18 protein-coding genes are annotated in these 20,391 nt (G+C 71.5%); 11 read left to right on the top strand and 7 right to left on the bottom strand.

What is annotated here, in order from left to right; genetic code table 11:
- Window positions 1-61 precede the first annotated feature (61 nt).
- Both C3486_RS15225 and C3486_RS15220 read right to left on the bottom strand, forming a co-directional pair.
- Window positions 62-805 (bottom strand): class I SAM-dependent methyltransferase, encoded by a 744-nt coding sequence (locus tag C3486_RS15225; RefSeq protein ID WP_103833243.1) that lies wholly within the window; start codon window positions 803-805, stop codon window positions 62-64.
- A gap of 47 nt (window positions 806-852) precedes the next feature.
- Window positions 853-1,452 carry a DUF3043 domain-containing protein gene (locus C3486_RS15220; protein WP_103833230.1) on the bottom strand — a complete coding sequence of 200 codons (600 nt, stop codon included), beginning with the start codon at window positions 1,450-1,452 and terminating at the stop codon, window positions 853-855.
- 302 nt (window positions 1,453-1,754) lie between these two features.
- On the opposite strand from C3486_RS15220, the gene C3486_RS15215 reads away from it, so the two are divergent.
- The 5 genes from C3486_RS15215 (at window position 1,755) to C3486_RS15195 (ending at window position 8,325) form a co-directional block, all read left to right on the top strand.
- The gene (locus C3486_RS15215) at window positions 1,755-2,555 is read left to right on the top strand and encodes a PspA/IM30 family protein (RefSeq protein WP_308461241.1); all 801 of its coding nucleotides are present in this window, start codon (window positions 1,755-1,757) and stop codon (window positions 2,553-2,555) included.
- 56 nt (window positions 2,556-2,611) lie between these two features.
- Window positions 2,612-2,890 carry a hypothetical protein gene (locus C3486_RS15210; protein ID WP_103833228.1) on the top strand — a complete coding sequence of 93 codons (279 nt, stop codon included), beginning with the start codon at window positions 2,612-2,614 and terminating at the stop codon, window positions 2,888-2,890.
- Window positions 2,891-3,040: 150 nt separating this feature from the next.
- Window positions 3,041-4,330, top strand: a complete 1,290-nt coding sequence (locus tag C3486_RS15205; protein WP_103833227.1) for a sensor histidine kinase — start codon at window positions 3,041-3,043, stop codon at window positions 4,328-4,330.
- Window positions 4,327-5,004, top strand: coding sequence for a response regulator transcription factor (locus C3486_RS15200; protein WP_103833226.1), 678 nt, complete (start codon window positions 4,327-4,329; stop codon window positions 5,002-5,004). The genes C3486_RS15205 and C3486_RS15200 overlap by 4 nt, the downstream gene beginning before the upstream one ends.
- A 159-nt stretch (window positions 5,005-5,163) precedes the next feature.
- The gene (locus tag C3486_RS15195) at window positions 5,164-8,325 is read left to right on the top strand and encodes an efflux RND transporter permease subunit (protein WP_103833225.1); all 3,162 of its coding nucleotides are present in this window, start codon (window positions 5,164-5,166) and stop codon (window positions 8,323-8,325) included.
- A 58-nt stretch (window positions 8,326-8,383) separates the two neighbouring features.
- Here C3486_RS15195 and nadA read toward each other — a convergent pair whose 3' ends face one another.
- A complete protein-coding gene (gene nadA / locus C3486_RS15190) occupies window positions 8,384-9,580 on the bottom strand; it encodes a quinolinate synthase NadA (RefSeq protein WP_103833224.1) in 1,197 nt (398 codons plus the stop codon).
- Between the two features lie 303 nt (window positions 9,581-9,883).
- On the opposite strand from nadA, the gene erpA reads away from it, so the two are divergent.
- Window positions 9,884-10,237 (top strand): iron-sulfur cluster insertion protein ErpA, encoded by a 354-nt coding sequence (erpA, locus tag C3486_RS15185; RefSeq protein ID WP_006606077.1) that lies wholly within the window; start codon window positions 9,884-9,886, stop codon window positions 10,235-10,237.
- 120 nt (window positions 10,238-10,357) lie between these two features.
- Here the strand turns inward: erpA and C3486_RS15180 are convergent, their stop codons facing one another.
- On the bottom strand, window positions 10,358-11,953 hold the full coding sequence (locus tag C3486_RS15180) for a hypothetical protein (RefSeq protein ID WP_308461240.1): 1,596 nt from the start codon (window positions 11,951-11,953) through the stop codon (window positions 10,358-10,360).
- A 156-nt stretch (window positions 11,954-12,109) separates the two neighbouring features.
- Window positions 12,110-12,343: a hypothetical protein gene (locus tag C3486_RS15175; protein ID WP_146075004.1), complete on the bottom strand. Its 234-nt coding sequence runs from the start codon at window positions 12,341-12,343 to the stop codon at window positions 12,110-12,112.
- 141 nt (window positions 12,344-12,484) lie between these two features.
- On the opposite strand from C3486_RS15175, the gene C3486_RS15170 reads away from it, so the two are divergent.
- Window positions 12,485-13,459 (top strand): carbohydrate kinase family protein, encoded by a 975-nt coding sequence (locus C3486_RS15170; protein WP_103833222.1) that lies wholly within the window; start codon window positions 12,485-12,487, stop codon window positions 13,457-13,459.
- Window positions 13,460-13,469: 10 nt separating this feature from the next.
- Here C3486_RS15170 and C3486_RS15165 read toward each other — a convergent pair whose 3' ends face one another.
- Window positions 13,470-14,861 carry a cysteine desulfurase/sulfurtransferase TusA family protein gene (locus C3486_RS15165; RefSeq protein WP_103833221.1) on the bottom strand — a complete coding sequence of 464 codons (1,392 nt, stop codon included), beginning with the start codon at window positions 14,859-14,861 and terminating at the stop codon, window positions 13,470-13,472.
- A gap of 325 nt (window positions 14,862-15,186) precedes the next feature.
- Between C3486_RS15165 and coxB the strand changes: the two genes are divergently transcribed.
- The 4 genes from coxB (at window position 15,187) to C3486_RS15145 (ending at window position 19,662) form a co-directional block, all read left to right on the top strand.
- Entirely contained in the window at window positions 15,187-16,149 is a 963-nt protein-coding gene (gene coxB, locus C3486_RS15160; RefSeq protein ID WP_103833220.1) for a cytochrome c oxidase subunit II, read from the top strand.
- Window positions 16,146-17,879 (top strand): cytochrome c oxidase subunit I, encoded by a 1,734-nt coding sequence (ctaD, locus tag C3486_RS15155; protein WP_103833219.1) that lies wholly within the window; start codon window positions 16,146-16,148, stop codon window positions 17,877-17,879. Before coxB ends, ctaD begins: the two co-directional genes overlap by 4 nt.
- Window positions 17,876-18,274: a cytochrome c oxidase subunit 4 gene (locus C3486_RS15150; protein WP_030616574.1), complete on the top strand. Its 399-nt coding sequence runs from the start codon at window positions 17,876-17,878 to the stop codon at window positions 18,272-18,274. Before ctaD ends, C3486_RS15150 begins: the two co-directional genes overlap by 4 nt.
- Window positions 18,275-18,414: 140 nt before the next feature.
- Window positions 18,415-19,662 (top strand): Ig-like domain-containing protein, encoded by a 1,248-nt coding sequence (locus tag C3486_RS15145; RefSeq protein ID WP_103833218.1) that lies wholly within the window; start codon window positions 18,415-18,417, stop codon window positions 19,660-19,662.
- Between the two features lie 82 nt (window positions 19,663-19,744).
- Here the strand turns inward: C3486_RS15145 and C3486_RS15140 are convergent, their stop codons facing one another.
- Window positions 19,745-20,146, bottom strand: a complete 402-nt coding sequence (locus C3486_RS15140; RefSeq protein WP_103833217.1) for a hypothetical protein — start codon at window positions 20,144-20,146, stop codon at window positions 19,745-19,747.
- Window positions 20,147-20,391: the final 245 nt, after the last annotated feature.

Below are 20,391 nucleotides of genomic sequence, written 5' to 3'. Positions count from 1 at the left end.
CGTCCCGGCACGGACGAGGGGCGGCGGGCCACCGGGCCCGCCGCCCCTCCCGGGACGTGCTTCAGCCGCGTACGCCGCAGAGGTGCAGCAGCGCCGCCACCGCGCGGTACGGGTCGGTGCGCCCCGCGCGCTCCTCGGCGGCCAGCAGCCGGGTCAGCTCCTCGACGGGCGGCGGCAGCGTGTCGTCGGCCGCGAGGTCGGTGAAGAGCCGCACGCCGTACCAGGCGTGCAGCGGGGCGCCGATCCCGGCGAGGGTGGCGGTCAGCTCCGACAGGTGGTCGGCGCGCACGCTCAGCCCGAGCCGGTTCTTGTAGCGCGCCGAGTCGAAGGCGGCCAGCGCGGTGTCCCAGTCGCCCGACAGGCCGGGGCGCAGCGCGAGCGCGTCGGCGTTACGCACCAGGACGGACAGCAGGCCGCCGGGCGCCAGCACGCGGGCCAGCCCGGCCAGCATCGGGTCGGGCTCGTCGACGTACATCAGGACGCCGTGGCAGAGCACCACGTCGAAGGTGCCGGGCAGGAAGTGCACGCCGGTCTCCCGGCCGTCACCCTCGATCAGCCGGACCCGCTCCTGGATGCCGGCCGGCTCGCCCGCCAGCGTGGCGCGGGCAGCGGCCAGCATCGTCGGGTCCGACTCCAGCCCGGTGACCTTGTGCCCGGCGCGGGCCAGGCGGAGCGCCTGGGTGCCCTGGCCGAGGCCGACGTCGAGTACGCGCAGCCGCTGGCCCACCGGGAAGCGCGCGGTGATCTGCTCCTCCAGCTGCCGGGCCACCAGCTCCTGCCGGACGGTGTTCCTGATGCCCCCCAGCTCGTCCAGCCAGGGTTCTGCTCCTCCGGCGAAGCCGGAAGAGGTGCTCAGGGCCGTTCTCCCCGCTTGACCTGCGGCTTGGGCAGCCGCAGGCGGCGCATCTGGAGGGTGCGCATCACGGCGTAGGGCTTGACGCCCTTGAGGTTCTCGTTCGGGAAGCGCTCCTTGAGGCGCTTGCCGATGCCGACCCAGATGACGATCGAGTCCAGCACGATCAGGACGATGACCACCAGCCACAGGAGCAGTGCGATGCTCTGGATCTGCGGCACCCGGACCATGGTGAGCACCAGGATGATCACGGCCACCGGCAGGAAGAACTCCGCGACGCACCAGCGCGAGTCGACGTAGTCGCGCGCGAAACGGCGCACCGGGCCCTTGTCCCGGACGGGGAGGTACCGCTCGTCGCCGTTGGCCAGCGCCTCACGCTGCTTGGCCATGTCGGCGCGGCGGGCCTCCCGCTGGGCCTTGACGGCCTCCTTGCGGTTGGCCGGTGCCGAGTGCGCGCGGGCACGGCGCTGGGACTGCGCCTGACTGCGCTTCGGCGTCGGGCGGCCCTTGGGGGCCTGCGGGTCGCGGGGCTGCTGGGGCTGGTCCGCGGTCACCTTGGAGGTCGCGGCCTGCTCATCCTTCGAACGGCTTCGGAACACGGAACCCAAGGGTACGCGGTCGCCCTCCGGGAGCCAGCGTCCGAGGGGAACGATCCGGCAACGGGCCGCCGCACGGCCGGCGCCGCCCCGTCCGTACCGGGATGAACCGGGCCGCGCGGCGGGTACCCGCACCCCGCCTACTCCCTGCGCCGGAGAAAGGGATGTACCTGATCGTCCTGCAGGAGGAGCGCATCCGGGTCCAACCAGTGCGGTAATGGAACCCGGGCCCGTACTGTGGGGTCTGTAGATGTGCTGGAGCCGAAGCCCGAAGAAACTCGGTCAGAAGGGGGCGCTCGAGGCCCATGAGCGACGGTGTCATGAAGCGGATGGGGATGATCTTCCGCGCGAAGGCCAACAAGGCCCTGGACCGGGCCGAGGACCCGCGCGAGACCCTCGACTACTCCTACCAGAAGCAGCTGGAGCTGCTCCAGAAGGTGCGCCGCGGCGTCGCCGACGTGGCCACTTCCCGCAAGCGCCTGGAGCTCCAGCTCAACCAGCTCCAGGGCCAGTCCGCCAAGCTGGAGGACCAGGGCCGCAAGGCCCTCGCGCTCGGCCGTGAGGACCTGGCCCGCGAGGCGCTCACCCGCCGGCAGGCCCTGCAGCAGCAGGTCACCGACCTGGAGACGCAGCACCAGACGCTCCAGGGCGAGGAGGAGAAACTCACCCTCGCGGCCCAGCGCCTCCAGGCCAAGGTGGACGCCTTCCGTACGAAGAAGGAGACCATCAAGGCCACCTACACCGCAGCCCAGGCGCAGACCCGCATCGGCGAGGCCGTCTCCGGCATCTCCGAGGAGATGGGCGACGTGGGCCTGGCCGTGCAGCGCGCCGAGGACCGGACCGCGCAGATGCAGGCCAGGGCCGGTGCCATCGACGAACTGCTGGCGTCCGGCGCGCTGGACGACCCGACCGGCATGGCCAAGGACGACATCACCGCCGAGCTGGACCGGATCTCCGGCGGCGGCGACGTGGAGCTGGAGCTGCAGCGCATGAAGGCCGAGCTGGCCGGCGGTTCGTCCGCGGGGCAGCAGGCCATCGAGGGCGGTCAGGCCGGCCAGGCCCAGCAGGGACAGCAGCAGGACCAGCCGCGCTTCGACAAGCAGTGACCGGCGGACGCGGATAGCCTCGTCGGGATCGCCGGACCGGACCAGAGGAGACCGTCGTGATCGTACGGATCATGGGCGAGGGGCAGGTAAGGGTGGCGGACAGCCACTTCATCGAGCTCAACAAGCTGGACGACGAGCTGCTCGCCGAGATGGAGCGCGGTGACCAGGACGGCTTCCGGCGGACCCTGGGCGCGCTGCTCGACGCGGTGCGGCGACTGGGCGATCCGCTGCCCGACGACTCCCTGGAGCCCTCGGAGCTGATCCTGCCCGGCCCCGACGCCACCCTCGACGAGGTCCGCGAGATGCTCAGCGACGACGGCCTCATCCCGGGCTGACCCGCCCGGCCCCGGCGCTCCCGTCCCCGCCCCGCGGGGACGCGGCCGCCCGGCTTCTTCCAGCAAGGCAGCGCCCCGGACCCCGGGCCGCCGCCCGCCGGTCCCCTCGGCGGGCCGCGCCCGGCGGCCGGGGCGCTACCGTTTCCTCCCGTGACTCCCCTCGCCACCGGACAGGCCACGCGGCCCGGGCCCGCCCTGCTCGCCCGGCTCCGTGCGCACCCCGTCGCACTCGACGCGGTCCTGGCGGCGGCCGTCTTCGCGGCCATCCTCATCGGCGCGGCGGCCGGCCCGCACCGCCGGTACTGGCCGCGCTTCGGCGACCGGCCGCTGGAGCCGGCCACCGTCCTGCTCGCCGCGCTCGCCTGCGCAGCCCTGGTGTTCCGCCGCCGCTACCCGCGCAGCGTCCTCGCCGTCACCTGCGCCATGACGCTGACCGAGCTGGTGACCGCCACCAGCCAGCCGCGTGCGCCCATCGCCGCCGCCTCGGTCATCGCGGTCTTCACCGTCGCGGCCCGCACCGACCGCCCCACCACCTGGCGGATCGGCGCCCTCACCGTTCTCGTGCTCACCGCCGCCGCGATGCTCACCGGCAGCCGCCCCTGGTACGCGCAGGAGAACCTGGCGATCTTCGCGTGGACGGGCATGGCCGCCGCGGCCGGCGACGCGGTCCGCAGCCGCCGCGCCGTCGTCGACGCGATCAGGGAGCGCGCCGAGCGGGCCGAACGCACCCGTGAGGAGGAGGCGGGCCGCCGGGTGGCCGAGGAACGCATGCGCATCGCGCGTGAGCTGCACGACGTCGTCGCGCACCACATCGCGCTGGTCAACGTGCAGGCCGGGGTCGCCTCGCACGTCATGGACAGCCGCCCCGACCAGGCCAAGCAGGCCCTCGCGCACGTCCGCGAGGCGTCCCGCTCGGCCCTGGAGGAGCTGCGCGCCACGGTCGGCCTGCTGCGCCAGTCCGACGACCCGCAGGCCCCCACCGAACCGGCCCCCGGCCTCGGCGTCCTGGACCAGCTGATCGACGGCTTCGCGCGCGCCGGGCTCCCCGTCGAGCTGGAGCTGCCGCCCGGCAGCCCCGAGGGCCTGCCCGCCTCCGTCGACCTGACCGCGTACCGCATCGTCCAGGAGGCGCTGACCAACGTGCACAAGCACGCGGGGGAGGGCGCACGCGCCACGGTACGGATCGTCCGCTCGGCCGAGGCGCTCACGCTGACGGTGCTGGACGACGGTGGCGGCCGGCCCGCCGGGCCGCGCCCGCGCCCCGGTGACCGCGAGGAGCCGGCGGAGCGCACGGACGGCGGCGGGCACGGGCTGATCGGGATGCGGGAGCGGGTCGCCGCGCTGCGCGGCACGGTGGAGACCGGGCCCCGCCCGGCCGGCGGTTTCAAGGTACGGGTACGGCTGCCGCTGCAGTCCGCGCGCACGGGGGAGACGACATGACGATCAAGGTGCTGCTCGCCGACGACCAGGCGCTGCTGCGCAGCGCGTTCAAGGTGCTGGTGGACTCCGAGGACGGGATGCGGGTGGTGGCCGAGGCGTCGGACGGCGCCGAGGCGTACGAACTGGCCCGCGCCACGGCGCCCGACGTGGTCCTGATGGACATCCGGATGCCCGGCACGGACGGGCTGGCCGCCACCCGCATGATCAGCGAGGACCCGGAGCTCGCGGACGTACGCGTGGTGATCCTGACGACCTTCGAGGTCGACGACTACGTGATCCAGGCGCTGCGGGCCGGTGCGAGCGGCTTCCTCGGCAAGGGCGCCGAGCCGGACGAGCTGCTGAGCGCCATCCGCGTCGCGGCGGCGGGGGAGGCGCTGCTGTCGCCGGTGGCCACCAAGGGGCTGATCGCGAAGTTCCTGGCGCAGGGGAGCGGTGCGGACGGCGACGGGGGCCCGGACGCCGAGCGGCTGGCGTCGCTGACCGGCCGGGAGCGGGAGGTGCTGGTGCTGGTCGCGGGCGGGCTGTCCAACGACGAGATCGCCGAGCGGCTGACCGTGAGCCCGCTGACGGTCAAGACGCACGTGAACCGCGCGATGGCCAAGCTGGGCGCCCGCGACCGGGCCCAGCTCGTGGTCATTGCGTACGAAACCGGACTCGTCCGCCCGCGGGTGTAGCAGCGGGTGGAGCGGGGCGTACTGCGGACGCGGTACGCCCCGGCCCCGGAAATGGACCTGGGTGCGAGGGAAAGGGCGCTTCCCGTACCGGATGGTGTAAGCGGGCCCGCCATGGGCCGCTGCCGGAAGCGTTCAGAACAAAAGAGAGAGACCCCACCCATGTTCAGGCTGTCCCGACTCAGCCTCGCACAACGGGGCCTGATAGCACTGATGTCGATCGTGGCGATCGTCTTCGGGGCCATCGCGATCCCACAGCTGAAGCAGCAGTTGCTGCCCTCCATCGATATGCCCATGGTGTCCGTGGTGGCGCCCTACCAGGGCGCCTCGCCCGACGTCGTCGAGAAGCAGGTCGTCGAACCGCTGGAGGACGGCATCCAGGCGGTCGACGGCATCACCGGCGTGACCTCCACCGCCAGTGAGGGCTCGGCCGTGGTCATGGCCCAGTTCGACTACGGCAACGACTCCGAGCAGCTGGTCGCCGACGTCCAGCAGGCCGTCAACCGGGCCCGCGCCAAGCTGCCCGACGACGTCGACCCGCAGGTGGTGGCCGGCGGCACCGACGACCTGCCCACCGTCGTGCTCGCCGTCGCCTCCGGCAGCAAGGACCAGCAGGCCCTCGCCGACCGCTTGGACCGCAGCGTCGTCCCCGCCCTGAAGGACATCGACGGCGTCGGCCAGGTCAGCGTGAACGGCGTGCGCGACCGGGTCGTGGCCGTCACCCCGGACGACGCCAAGCTCGCCAGGGCCGGGCTCACCCCGGCGGCGCTCGGCCAGGCCCTGGAGGCCGGCGGCGCCTCCGTACCGGCCGGTTCCTTCTCCGAGGACGGCAAGAGCCGCACCGTCCAGGTCGGCAACGGCTACACGTCGCTCCAGCAGATCAAGGACCTCACCGTCTCCCCGGCGGCGGCCGGAGCCGCGGCGGGCAAGGCCGGGGCCGGAGCGCCGGTCCGGGTCGGTGACGTCGCCACCGTCACGCAGGAGTCGGCCACCCCGACCTCGCTCACCCGCACCAACGGCAAGCCCAGCCTCGCGGTCCAGGTCACCATGGACCAGGACGGCAGCGCCGTCGCCATCTCCGACGCGGTCAAGGACAAGCTCCCGCAGATCCGCGCGGACCTCGGCAAGGACACGGACGTCACCGTCGTCTCCGACCAGGGCCCGCAGGTCTCCAAGTCCATCGAGTCCCTGACCACCGAGGGCCTGCTCGGCCTGGTCATGGCCGTGATCGTGATTCTGGTCTTCCTGCTGAGCCTGCGCTCGACGCTGGTGACCGCGGTGTCCATCCCGCTGTCCGTCGTCATCACGCTGATCGTGCTGTGGACCCGCGACCTGTCGCTGAACATGCTGACCCTGGGCGCGCTGACCATCGCCATCGGCCGGGTCGTGGACGACTCCATCGTCGTCCTGGAGAACATCAAGCGGCACCTGGGCTACGGCGAGGAGCGCAAGCACGCGATCCTCACCGCGGTCCGCGAGGTGTCCGGCGCGATCACCTCCTCCACCCTCACCACCGTCGCGGTCTTCCTGCCGATCGGCGTGGTCGGCGGCATGGTGGGCGCCCTCTTCGGTGACTTCTCGATCACCGTCACCGTGGCCCTGCTGGCCTCGCTGCTGGTCTCCCTCACCGTGGTCCCCGTCCTCTCGTACTGGTTCCTGCGCGCCCCGAAGGCCGACGGGGGCGGCGACCCCGAGGCGCTGCGCAGGGCCGCCGAGGAGAAGGAGAGCCGCAGCGCGCTGCAGCGGCTGTACGTACCGGTGCTGCGCTTCGCGACCCGGCGCCGGGCCACCAGCCTGCTCATCGCCGTGGTCATCCTCATCGGCACGTTCGGCATGGGCCCGCTGCTGAAGACCAACTTCTTCGACCAGGGCGACCAGGACACCCTCTCCGTCCAGCAGGAGCTGGCGCCGGGCACCGGCCTGGCCGCCGCCGACAAGCAGGCGAAGCGGGTCGAGAAGCTGCTCGCCGACACCGACGGCGTGCAGGACTACCAGGTCACCGTGGGCTCGTCGGGCATGATGGCGGCCTTCGGCGGCGGCGCGAACGCCAACCAGGCGTCGTACCAGGTCAAGCTGGCCGACTCGGAGGACTCCGACCGGGTCGTCGCGGACCTCCGGGACGGGCTCAAGAAGCTCGGCAAGGACATCGGCGACACCACCGTCTCGGCCGGCCAGTCCTTCGGCAACCAGGATCTGAAGGTGGTCGTCAAGGCCGCCGACGCGGACGTACTGAAGGACGCCGCCGAGCAGGTGCGCAAGAAGGTCGCGGGCCTGGACGACGTCACCGACGTCTCCAGCGACCTGGCGCAGAGCGTGCCGCGGATCTCGGTCACCGCGAACGCGAAGGCCGCGGCCGCCGGCTACACCCAGGCCACGCTCGGCCAGGCGGTCGCCCAGGCCGTGCGCGGCACCACCAGCGGCAAGGCGTTGCTGGACGACGCCGAGCGGGACGTGGTCGTGAAGTCGGCGCACCCGGCCACCACCGAGGCGCAGCTGAAGAAGCTGGCGCTGCCCGGCCCGTCGGGCATGGTGAAGCTCGGGGACATCGCCGACGTGAAGACCGTGGCGGGCCCGGTGCAGATGACCCGCATCGACGGCGCCCGGTCCGCGACGATCACGGCCAAGCCGACCGGCGACAACACCGGAGCGGTCACCACGAAGCTGACCTCAGCGCTGAAGGACCTGGACCTGCCCAAGGGCGCGACCGCCGAGATCAGCGGCGTCTCGGCCGACCAGGACGAGGCGTTCAGCTCGCTGGGCCTGGCCATGCTGGCGGCCATCGCGATCGTGTTCATGCTGCTGGTGGCGACCTTCCGGTCGCTGATCCAGCCGCTGATCCTGCTGGTGTCGATCCCGTTCGCGGCGACCGGCGCGGTCGGCCTGCTGGTCGCCACGGGCACCCCGATGGGCGTCCCGGCGATGATCGGCATGCTGATGCTCATCGGCATCGTCGTCACCAACGCGATCGTGCTGATCGACCTGATCAACCAGTACCGGGCGCAGGGGTACGGCGTGGTCGAGGCGGTCGTCGAGGGCGGCCGGCACCGGCTGCGGCCCATCCTGATGACGGCACTGGCCACGATCATGGCGCTGCTGCCGATGGCGCTGTCCGTGACCGGCGACGGCGGCTTCATCTCCCAGCCGCTGGCCGTGGTCGTGATCGGCGGCCTGATCACCTCCACCCTGCTCACCCTGCTGCTCGTCCCGACGCTCTACGCGATCATCGAGCTGCGCAAGGAAAAGCGGGCGGCGAAGAAGGCGGAGCGGGCCGGCGGCCCGGAGGCGGCCGACGAGGAGCGTGCACCGGAGCCTGCCGGGGTCTGACCCGCACAGCACGTGGGGCCCGTACCGAAGTCCGGTACGGGCCCCACGTGTGCGACGGCTACGGCAGCGCCAGCATGCGTTCGAGGGCGAGCTTCGCGAAGTCTTCCGTCTCCTTGTCGACCTCGATGCGGTTGACGACCTTGCCGTCCGCCAGGGACTCCAGGGCCCAGACCAGGTGCGGGAGGTCGATGCGGTTCATGGTCGAGCAGAAGCAGACCGTCTTGTCGAGGAAGACGATCTCCTTGTCCTCGGCGGCGAATCGGTTCGCCAGGCGGCGGACCAGGTTCAGCTCCGTGCCGATCGCCCACTTCGACCCGGCCGGCGCCGCCTCCAGGGTCTTGATGATGTGCTCCGTGGAGCCCACGTAGTCGGCCGCGGCCACGACCTCGTGCTTGCACTCGGGGTGCACCAGCACGTTCACGCCCGGTATGCGGGCGCGTACGTCCTCGACCGACTCCAGCGAGAAGCGGCCGTGCACCGAGCAGTGCCCGCGCCACAGGATCATCTTCGCGGCGCGCAGCTGCTCGGTGGTCAGGCCGCCGTTCGGCTTGTGCGGGTTGTAGACCACGCAGTCGTCCAGCGACATGCCCATGTCGCGTACCGCGGTGTTCCGGCCCAGGTGCTGGTCGGGCAGGAAGAGCACCTTCTCGCCCTGCTCGAAGGCCCATTCCAGGGCGCGCTTGGCGTTGGACGATGTGCAGATCGTGCCGCCGTGCTTGCCGGTGAACGCCTTGATGTCGGCCGAGGAGTTCATGTACGAGACGGGCACGACCTGCTCGGCGACGCCGGCCTCGGTCAGCACGTCCCAGCACTCGGCGACCTGCTCGGCGGTGGCCATGTCGGCCATCGAGCAGCCGGCGGCCAGGTCGGGGAGGACGACCTTCTGTTCGTCCGTGGTCAGGATGTCGGCGGACTCGGCCATGAAGTGCACACCGCAGAAGACGATGTACTCGGCGTCCGGCCGCGCGGCGGCGTCCCTGGCCAGCTTGAAGGAGTCGCCGGTGACGTCGGCGAACTGGATGACCTCGTCGCGCTGGTAGTGGTGGCCGAGCACGAAGACCTTGTCCCCGAGCTTCTCCTTGGCGGCGCGGGCGCGCTCCACGAGGTCAGGGTCGGAGGGCGCGGGCAGGTCGCCCGGGCACTCGACGCCGCGCTCGCTCTTCGGGTCGGCCTCCCGGCCGAGCAGCAGCAGCGCGAGCGGCGTGGGCTGCACATCGAGGTCCTGACGGGGCTGGGCGGTGGTCACGACACGCACCCTCTCTTTTCCTGGTCGAGCGCGGAGCCGCTCCGGTGGAGCCGGTGCCCGCACCGGGCTTCTCGTCTAAATGACGTTATCTATCATAGCGGCTTCACGTCAGTTTGACGATGGGCATTGTGTCGATGTGACGCATCACCCGGCCGGCCGTTCGCCGTCGGCCGCTGACCTTCCGGACGGTGTGTGCGAGCATGAGGAGGGGTGGAAAAATCCCCCAGAACTTCGAGCCCGCCCGGAATGAATCCGGGGCCCCGTCGGTTACTGCCGAGGGCAAGGGGTCCGTACAACCCGGGAGAGATGTAGATGAGCGTTCAGGACGAGACCACCGTCAGCGACGGCATCATCCTGTCCGACGCGGCAGCGTCGAAGGTCAAGAGCCTGCTGGAGCAGGAGGGCCGGGACGACCTCGCGCTGCGGGTGGCCGTTCAGCCCGGTGGCTGCTCCGGCCTGCGCTACCAGCTCTTCTTCGACGAGCGCTCGCTCGACGGCGACGTCGTGAAGGACTTCGACGGCGTGAAGGTCGTGACCGACCGGATGAGCGCCCCGTACCTGGGTGGTGCCTCCATCGACTTCGTCGACACGATCGAGAAGCAGGGCTTCACGATCGACAACCCCAACGCCACGGGCTCCTGCGCCTGCGGTGACTCCTTCAGCTGAGCCGGCCGGCTCCGGCACACGGAGAACAGACGAAGGCGGCGTTCCCCGAGGGGAACGCCGCCTTCGTCATGGCCGCCCGGCGGCCCTTCGCCGCCCGCGCTCAGCGGCGGCGGCCCGCCGTCACTTCTGCGGCACCGTCTCGCCGCTGGAGGCGTCGATGACCTCCCGGCCGTCCAGCGGGGTGTCCAGCGTCACCGTCTTGGTGAACTGCTTGGCGATCTTCACGCAGACCCCGCCCGGCTTCTTCTCCTTGCCCGTGACCTGCGCGGTCACGGCCGTACCCGACTGGTCGGCGCTGGCCGAGTAGTCGCTGCACACGCCGCCCCAGAAGCGCAGCGTCAGCTTCTTGCCGTCGTCCGAGACCGAGTACGACTCCAGGCCCATCGCGCCCTTCTCGTTCGCCTTGCCGCCCTGCGGCGGGTGCGCGGGACGCTGCGTCGCGCCCTGCCCGGCGTCCCGGTCCACGACGTACTTCGGGTCGACGGCGGGAGCCGCGACCGTCGTACGGGAATCCTTGCCGCCGGTCGAGCCGGGCTGCCGCACCTCGTACATCCACGACGGGACGAGCGCCTGGCTGCCGTTCACGAACTGCACCGACAGGCCGAACCTGGCACCGGTCACCTCGGCCGGCGAGGGCTTGCCGGGCGCGGGCTCGCACGGCGCGATGCCCTTGTCGTCCTTGCCGCCCGGCTCGCCCTTCTCGCCCTTGTCCGGCAGCGGCGTGGCGCACGTGCCGTCCGCGCCCTTGCTGTCGCCGGAGCCGGCCCCGCCGTTCAGACGCGCGAGCGTCTTCTCCGCGCTGAGCACCGGATACGTGTCGCCCTTGACCGGCCGCGCCAGCTGCCCGCTGCCGCCGACCACCCGGCCGTCCGCGCCGACCTGGAGGTCGCTCTGCCAGCCGTACGTCGGCAGGCCGCCGAACACCGGGTTCGCCGAGACGATCCGCACCGCGCCGGACAGCCCGCCGGCGTCCAGCTTCGCGTCCTGCTGGCCCAGCGCGGCGAGCACGGGCCCGACCGCCTTCTTGGCCTTCTCCTGGGAGACCGCGCCCTTGCCGCTGCCGTCGTCCTCGGTGCTGGCGTCCCGGCCGCGGTACGAGGGGCAGCCGGGCCCGTCGGAGGAGTGGCCGGTCTTGGCGTCCGCGGCCTTGCCCTTGGGCGCGGCCGGCAGCGCGCAGTTCACGCCGCCCGGCGTGCCGTACTGCGCGAACGTCCACGAGCCGGTGCCGGCCTTGGCCACCTGGAGCACGGGCCCGCGGGAGTCCTTGTCCTGGCCGCCGACCTTCCACGTGCCGCCCTCGGAGCGGACCTGGCCCGACACGTCCAGCGCCTTGGCCAGCCGGGCGACCGCGGCCTTGCCGACCGGGCCCTGCGGGCGGTAGACGGGCGCGTCGGCCGGGCCGTCCGGCAGATCGGCGACCGCGCGGTACCCGCCGCCCTGCGGGTTCGGCTCACCCGGCGCGATCCCCGCGTGCTGCGCCTGGCCGTACCCCTCCAGCGCCAGCGGCGGCGGATCGGCCGAGGCGCCGGGACCGCCTTCGCCGTCCTGGCCGGAAGCGCCCGACGCCCAGTACGCCGCGCCGCCGCCGGCCAGCAGCACCGCAGCGGCCATCGAGGCGACCACCAGCGGGCTGCGCCCGCGCCGCCGGGGAGTGGTGGGGGTGTCGGTGGGGTTCTTCCCGCTGCCCGTGGCAGGGGGAGTGTCCTCGGTGCTCACCGCATCGCTCCTTCGGCTCCGCTGAACAACTGATGCGCCATCCTCCGTGAGGGGGACGCCGATTGGACGGAGCCGGGCCGCGAGCGGTTCCGCCCGCGGCCCGAACGGGCCGCTGAGGGCCCGTGCAAGAGTGATGGAGGAGGCGGCTCGCCGTACTCAGTCGCCGTACTCGGACATCCCGTCCAGCAGTTTGGCAGAGGCGGCGGGGACCGTGATCCCGCGCAGCTCCGCGACGGGACGCGGCGCGGCGGCGAACGAGCCGTCGGGCCGCCAGTGCGGCGCCATCCGGGCGCAGTCGCCGCGCAGTTGCTCCAGGGAGTCCGGCTCGGCGCCGTCCGGGCGACGGCCGGCCGGGCGATCTGCTGTGACGGGCTTCACAAGTGGGGTCATACGCGCACCGTACGCACCCTTCGCCCCGCGAAAGAAGACCTACTATCGGGTAGTTTCGCCAGGTCGGAGGGGCGGGCCCGAACCGGTAGCGTTGGGTCACGTCCGTCACCGCCCCACGCCTCCCCGCAGGAGCGAATCGCCGTGCGTATCGCAGTCACCGGCTCCATCGCCACCGACCATCTGATGACCTTCCCCGGACGCTTCGCCGACCAGCTGGTCGCCGACCAGCTCCACACGGTCTCCCTCTCCTTCCTGGTCGACAAGCTCGACGTGCGACGCGGTGGCGTCGCCGCGAACATCTGCTTCGGCATGGGCCAGCTCGGTACCGCGCCGATCCTGGTCGGCGCCGCCGGCAACGACTTCGGCGAGTACCGCGCCTGGCTGGACCGGCACGGCGTGGACACCGCCTCCGTCCGGATCTCCGAGGTGCTGCACACCGCCCGCTTCGTGTGCACCACCGACGCCGACCACAACCAGATCGGCTCCTTCTACACCGGCGCCATGAGCGAGGCCCGGCTGATCGAGCTGCAGCACGTCGCCGAGCGGGTGGGCGGCCTGGACCTCGTCCTGATCGGCGCCGACGACCCCGAGGCGATGATCCGGCACACCGAGGAGTGCCGCTCCCGCTCCATCCCGTTCGCCGCCGACTTCTCCCAGCAGATCGCCCGGATGGACGGCGACGACATCCGCACCCTGATGGACGGCGCGACGTACCTCTTCTCCAACGAGTACGAGAAGGGCCTCATCGAGTCCAAGACCGGCTGGACCTCCGAGGAGATCCTCGGCAAGGTCGGCACCCGCGTCACCACCCTCGGCGCCAGCGGCGTCCGCATCGAGCGCGCGGGCGAGCCGGACATCGAGGTCGGCGTCCCCGAGGAGAACGCCAAGGCCGACCCGACCGGCGTCGGCGACGCCTTCCGCGCCGGCTTCCTCTCCGGCCTCGCCTGGGGCGTGTCCCTGGAGCGCGCTGCCCAGGTCGGCTGCATGCTGGCGACCCTGGTCATCGAGACCGTCGGCACCCAGGAGTACGAGCTGCGCCGCAGCCACTTCCTGGACCGCTTCACCAAGGCGTACGGCCACGAGGCCGCCGCCGAGATCCAGCAGCACCTGAACTGAGCCGTCCGGGTCAGACGCGGCGCCGCACCACGTACGCGGCGCCGCGCTCCGGGCGCTCAGCGCGTTCCCCCAAGTACTCCTGACCCTGGGTCCAGCACCACGCCGGGATGTCCAGCGCCGCCACCTCGTCGTCGGACAGCACCGTCACGGTCGTGCCGACCGGCACCCCGGCGACCGCCTTGGCCAGCTCGATCACCGGTACCGGACAGCGCGCCCCGAGCGCGTCCACGACGACCTCGCCGGCCGCGCCCTCCGGGGCCCGCGCCGGCCGCGCCGGGGCGCCCAGCTGCTCCCGCACCCCGGCCACCGCGTCCGGCAGCACCGCGAGGAAGCGGTCCACGTCCCCCTCCGTGGTCCCGGCCGGCAGCGACACCCGGACGTTGCCCTCGGAGAGCACGCCCATCGCCTTCAGGACGTGGCTGGGCGTCAGCGTGCTGGAGGTGCAGGAGGAACCGGAGGCGACGGAGAAGCCCGCCCGGTCCAGCGCGTGCAGCAGCGTCTCCCCGTCGACGTAGAGACAGGAGAAGGTCACCAGGTGCGGCAGCCGCCGCACGGGGTCGCCGACCACCGCCACGTCCGGCACCAGCTCCGGCACCCGGACCCGGATCCGGTCCACCAGACCGCGCAGCCGCGCCGCTTCGGCGGCGGCCTCCGCGCGCACGGCACGCAGCGACGCCGCGGCTGCCACCACGGCCGGGATGTTCTCGAAGCCGGGCGCCCGGCCCGACTCACGGGCGTCGGCCGGTCCCTGGTACGCGAAGCGAGTGCCCTTGCGGACCGCCAGCAGACCCACCCCGGCCGGGCCGCCCCACTTGTGCGCGCTGCCCGTCAGCAGTGACCAGGGGCCCGCCACCGGCCCCCAGGCCAGCGACTGGGCCGCGTCCACCAGCAGCGGCACGCCGGCCGCGCGGCACGCCTCGGCCGCCTCGGCCACCGGCTGTTCGGTCCCCACCTCGTGATTGGCCGACTGCAGGACGGCCAGTGCGGTGTCCGGGGTGAGCGCGTCGGCGAACTCCCCGGCGCCGACCCGGCCCGTACGGTCGCAGCCCACCACGGCCACGGTGCCGCCGGCCGCCTCGTGCGCCTCCGCCGCGTGCAGCACGGAGGAGTGCTCGACGGCGGAGTGGACCAGACGGGTGCCGGCCCGCCGCCGGCCGGCCAGCGCGCCCGCCACGCCCGTGTGCACCGCGTGGGTGCCGGAGGGGGTGAAGACCAGCTCGTCGGGGCGGCAGCCGACCGCCTCCGCCGCGGTCTCGCGCGCGGCGTCCAGCAGCAGCCGGGCCCGCCGCCCCTCCCGGTACAGCCGGGCCGGGTCGGCCCAGCCCTCGTCGAGCGCGGCGAACAGCGCGTCGCGGGCGACCGGGTGCAGGGGAGCGGAGGACGCGGCATCGAAGTAGGGCACGGCGGAACGCTAACGTGTCCGGGCCGCCACCCGTCCGGCGCACCGGGCCGGACCGGGAGCGTCACCCCCGCGCGGCGGGCGCGGCGTCAGATGCCGGGGGGAAGCGGGGAATCCGGATGTCGCGGGCGCCCAGAGGGAGGGGAGTGCCACCCCTTCGGGGGGTGACGCGCCGGGTAGGGCACCCTCCCCGCGCGACGCCAAATAGCGTCCAGTAGGGTTTGGTCCGCATAAACATCCAAACCCCTGCCCGTGACGGGCCGGCGACCGACCAGCTGAGACGGCCGCAGCCGGTTTTCTGCGGGCGAGACTCTCGGGAAGGCGCTACGTGAGTCCCAACGGCTCCGACCGCTCGTCGCGGCGCCCGATGCGGCGGAAGCTGCCGCAGGTGCTGGCTGCGGGCCTGGTCCTGGCGACCGCGACCGGTTGCACATACAAGGACTTCCCCCGCCTCGGCATGCCAACGCCCGTCACGGACGAGGCGCCGCGGATCCTCTCCCTTTGGCAGGGCTCCTGGGCCGCCGCCCTCGCAACGGGCGTGCTGGTGTGGGGCCTGATCATCTGGAGCTGGATCTTCCACCGCCGCAGCCGGACCAAGGTGGAGGTCCCCGCACAGACCCGGTACAACATGCCGATCGAGGCGTTGTACACCATCGTCCCGTTCATCATCATCGCGGTGCTGTTCTATTTCACCGCGCGTGACGAGAACGAACTCCTCAAGACTTCGAAGAAGCCGGACCACGTGGTCAACGTGGTGGGCTTCCAGTGGAGCTGGGCGTTCAACTACATGGAGGACGTGGACGGCAACAAGTCGACCACGAACATCAACTCCAAGGAACTCTCCGCGATCCCGGACAAGTGGAAGAAGTCGGCGCCCCAGGGTGCCGAGGGCGTCTACGACCAGGGCACGCCGGGCGAGCGGAACCCGCAGAACGGCGACCCGGGCCCCACCCTGTGGCTGCCCAAGGGCGAGACCGTTCAGTTCATCCTGACCTCGCGCGATGTCATCCACTCCTTCTGGGTGGTGCCGTTCCTCATGAAGCAGGACGTCATCCCGGGTCACACCAATGTCTTCGAGGTGACTCCCAACAAGGAGGGCACCTTCAGGGGCAAGTGCGCCGAGCTCTGCGGCGTTGACCACTCCCGGATGCTCTTCAACGTCAAGGTCGTGTCTCCCGAGCGGTACCAGGAGCACCTGAAGGACCTGGCGAAGAAGGGCCAGAACGGTTACCTGCCGGCCGGTATCGAGCAGACCGACCACGCCAGGAACGCGGAGACCAAGAACAAGTGAGCATCCTCAACGAACCTCAGGGTGCCGCCGCCGCATCGGCCTCGGCAGCACCACCCGTACGCAGGAAGCAACCCGGCAACGTCGTGGTGAAGTGGCTGACGACCACCGACCACAAGACGATCGGCACGCTTTATCTGGTGACGTCGTTCGCGTTCTTCTGCATCGGCGGCCTGATGGCGCTCTTCATGCGCGCCGAGCTGGCCCGTCCCGGCACGCAGATCATGTCGAACGAGCAGTTCAACCAGGCGTTCACGATGCACGGCACGATCATGCTGCTGATGTTCGCGACGCCGCTGTTCGCCGGATTCGCCAACTGGATCATGCCGCTGCAGATCGGCGCGCCCGACGTGGCGTTCCCGCGGCTGAACATGTTCGCCTACTGGCTGTACCTCTTCGGCTCGCTGATCGCGGTGGCCGGGTTCCTCACCCCCCAGGGTGCGGCCGACTTCGGCTGGTTCGCCTACTCCCCGCTGTCGGACGCGGTCCGCTCGCCGGGGGTCGGCGCCGACATGTGGATCATGGGTCTGGCCTTCTCCGGCTTCGGCACGATCCTCGGCTCGGTCAACTTCATCACCACGATCATCTGCATGCGCGCCCCGGGCATGACGATGTTCCGCATGCCGATCTTCACCTGGAACGTCCTGCTGACCGGTGTGCTGGTCCTGCTGGCCTTCCCGGTGCTGGCCGCCGCGCTGTTCGCCCTGGAGGCGGACCGTAAGTTCGGTGCGCATGTGTTCGACGCCGCCAATGGCGGTGCCCTCTTGTGGCAGCACCTCTTCTGGTTCTTCGGACACCCAGAGGTGTACATCATCGCGCTGCCGTTCTTCGGCATCATTTCCGAGGTCATTCCGGTCTTCTCCCGGAAGCCGATGTTCGGTTACATCGGTCTGATCGCGGCGACGATCTCCATCGCGGGCCTCTCGGTCACGGTGTGGGCGCACCACATGTACGTCACGGGCGGCGTGCTGCTGCCGTTCTTCTCCTTCATGACGTTCCTCATCGCGGTCCCGACCGGTGTGAAGTTCTTCAACTGGATCGGCACGATGTGGAAGGGCTCGCTCTCCTTCGAGACCCCGATGCTGTGGGCGGTCGGCTTCCTGATCACCTTCACCTTCGGCGGTCTGACCGGCGTCATCCTGGCCTCGCCGCCGCTGGACTTCCACATCTCCGACTCGTACTTCGTCGTGGCGCACTTCCACTACGTCGTCTTCGGTACGGTCGTCTTCGCGATGTTCGCCGGCTTCCACTTCTGGTGGCCGAAGTTCACCGGCAAGATGCTGGACGAGCGGCTCGGCAAGATCACGTTCTGGACGCTGTTCATCGGCTTCCACGGCACCTTCCTGGTCCAGCACTGGCTGGGCGCCGAGGGCATGCCGCGTCGTTACGCCGACTACCTGGCGGCCGACGGCTTCACCGCCCTGAACACGATCTCGACGATCAGCTCCTTCCTGCTGGGCCTGTCGATCCTGCCGTTCTTCTACAACGTCTGGAAGACGGCCAAGTACGGCAAGAAGATCGAGGTCGACGACCCGTGGGGCTACGGCCGCTCGCTGGAGTGGGCGACCTCCTGCCCGCCGCCGCGGCACAACTTCGTCTCGCTGCCCCGCATCCGCTCGGAATCCCCGGCGTTCGACCTGCACCACCCTGAGATCGCCGCGATGGACGTGCTGGAGAACGAGGACCAGAAGGACACGGCTCTCATGGGCGGCACGAAGGAGGCCGGCAAGTGAAGATCCAGGGCAAGATGTTCATCTGGCTCTCCGTCTTCGTCCTCGCCATGGCGATCGTCTACGGCGTCTGGTCGAAGGAGCCGGCGGGCACCACCGCGCTGTTCCTGGCGTTCGGTCTGTGCATCATGATCGGCTACTACCTGGCCTTCACGGCCCGGCGGGTCGACGCGGGTGCGCAGGACCGCAAGGACGCGGACGTCGCGGACGACGCCGGTGAGGTGGGCTTCTTCAGCCCGCACAGCTGGCAGCCGCTCTCGCTGGGCATCGGCGGTGCGTTCGCCTTCCTGGGCGTCGTCTTCGGCTGGTGGCTGCTGTACTTCTCCGCTCCGATCATCCTCGTCGGCCTGTTCGGCTGGGTGTTCGAGTACTACCGGGGCGAGAACCGCACGCAGTAACGGCGGTTCCGCACCGACGGGCCGGGCCCGGTCACTCCAAGGAGTGGCCGGGCCCGACCCATTTGCAGTCCTTCAACGCGCCGCTCCGGCGTGGCGCTTCCTATTTTGTGGTTATGAGCCATATGCCACGATCCCGGACGGTGCTCAGCTCAGCGCTCCTGCTGCTGCCCTTGGCGGCGGGGGTCACCGGGTGCGGCGGGGCGTCGTCAGATCCGCTCGCCGCCCAGCCCTATGACGCGGCCGGCCAGATCGCGGCCAACGCCCCGGCGGGCGAGCGGAAGGCCGATCCGGACAAGCCGCTGGAAGTCACGACCAAGGGCGACGAGGCGCGGATCACCGACGTCACCGCCACGGACGCCGCCGGCCGGTACATCCGCGGCCGGCTCAACGCCGACGGCACGCGCTGGCACAGCACCGTGCCGCTCGCCGCCGGCACCCGCTACACGGTCCACGTGAGCACCGAGGACGGCGACGGCAAACCGGGCCGCAAGGTGCTCCACATGGAGACGAAGGGCAACGGCGACCGGCGGCTGCGGGTGACCTTCGGGCCCGACAGCGGCACGTACGGCGTCGGCCAGCCGATCACCGCCGAGCTCAGCCGCCCGGTGCACGGTGCGCGGGCCAGGGCGCTCGTGGAGGGCGCCCTCAAGGTCGACAGCAGCCCCCGGGTGAGGGGTTCCTGGCACTGGGTGGACGACAAGACCCTGCACTACCGCCCGCGCTCCTATTGGCCCGCCCACGCCACCGTGGAGGCGTACAGCAACCTCCAGGGCCTGAAGGTCGCCAAGGGGCTGTACGGCGGGCCGGGCAAGCCCGTGAAGATCCGTACCGGCGACCGGGTCGTGGCCGTCACCGACGCCGCCGCGCACCGGATGACCTTCCGGCGCAACGGCAAGGTGGTGAAGACCCTGCCCGTCACCACCGGCAAGCCCGGCTTCGACACCCGCAACGGCATCAAGGTGGTGCTGGGCAAGGAAGCCTTCGTACGGATGAACAGCAACACCGTGGGCATCGCGCGGGGCAGTTCGGAGTCCTACAACCTGCCGGTCCACTGGGCCACCAGGGTCACCTGGAGCGGCGAGTACGTGCACGCGGCGCCCTGGTCGGTGGGCTCGCAGGGCGCGGCCAACGTCAGTCACGGCTGCACCGGCATGTCCACGGCCGACGCCCGCTGGTTCTTCGAGCACGTACGGGTCGGCGACGTCGTGCAGGTCGTCAACAGCAAGGGCGACGAGATGACCCCGTTCGACAACGGGTTCGGCGACTGGAACGTGCCCTGGGACAAGTGGCGCGCCGGCAGCGCCGACGGCAGCGCCATGAGCGGCGCCGGCAGCGGCGAGAAGGCCTCGGGGCCCGCCGGGGCGGCCAGGCTGCGGCCGGGGGTCTGAGCGGCCCGCAGAACGGCACACAGCGCCCCGGCCGGGCAGCTGCCGCCCGGCCGGGGCGCCGTGGTGTCCGGGGCCGGGCCCCTCAGGCCCCGGCGAGGAGGCGGCGGCGCAGCAGCCCCGCCAACGCGTCGGCGAACGCCACCGGGTCGATCGGGTGGGTCACCGCGGCGTCGGCCCGGCTCCAGGTCGCCAGCCAGGAGTCCTGGGGGCGGCCGATCAGGACCAGCACCGGCGGGCACCGGAAGATCTCGTCCTTGATCTGCCGGCAGACGCCCATGCCGCCGGCCGGGGCGCTCTCGCCGTCCAGGACGCAGGCGTCGATCCCGCCCTGCTCCAGGGCCGTGAGCACGGCCGGCAGCGTCGCGCACTCCACAATCTCCACCTGCGGCACATCGGCGGCGGGGCGCCGGCCGGCCGCGAGGCGGACCTGCTCTCGGGTGCCGGAGTCGTCGCTGTAGACCAGCACCGTGGCAGTCGCCTGCATCGTTCCTCCACGCTTTTGGGGAGCACCGTTCACGGGAGCACCTCGGGGGCCGGTCCCGTTCAGCGGATGCTACTGCCCGGACGGGCCATCGCAGGAGGGTCCGTACCGGAAGAAGATCTGTCCGACGGGCCGTCAGGACTGGTCGGAGCGGGGGTGGCAGGGGGGTGCGGAACCTGCGCTTCCCTCCTTTGGAGGACCCCGCCGCGGTGCCGTACGGGCCGGGCACACCCCCTTGACACACCGAA

The sequence above is a fragment of the Streptomyces sp. Ru73 genome, assembly GCF_002920575.1.
In the GTDB taxonomy this organism is placed as follows: Bacteria; Actinomycetota; Actinomycetes; order Streptomycetales; family Streptomycetaceae; genus Streptomyces.
This window is presented reverse-complemented; position numbering and strand designations above follow the sequence as displayed.

What these genes read in the sequence shown, in the direction of transcription:
- C3486_RS15175 (WP_146075004.1), bottom strand. Translation starts at nt 12,343, where the DNA reads ATGACCCCACTTGTGAAGCCCGTCACAGCAGATCGCCCGGCCGGCCGT.
- C3486_RS15215 (WP_308461241.1), top strand. Translation starts at nt 1,755, where the DNA reads ATGAGCGACGGTGTCATGAAGCGGATGGGGATGATCTTCCGCGCGAAG.
- C3486_RS15140 (WP_103833217.1), bottom strand. Translation starts at nt 20,146, where the DNA reads ATGCAGGCGACTGCCACGGTGCTGGTCTACAGCGACGACTCCGGCACC.
- C3486_RS15200 (WP_103833226.1), top strand. Translation starts at nt 4,327, where the DNA reads ATGACGATCAAGGTGCTGCTCGCCGACGACCAGGCGCTGCTGCGCAGC.
- erpA (WP_006606077.1), top strand. Translation starts at nt 9,884, where the DNA reads ATGAGCGTTCAGGACGAGACCACCGTCAGCGACGGCATCATCCTGTCC.
- C3486_RS15195 (WP_103833225.1), top strand. Translation starts at nt 5,164, where the DNA reads ATGTTCAGGCTGTCCCGACTCAGCCTCGCACAACGGGGCCTGATAGCA.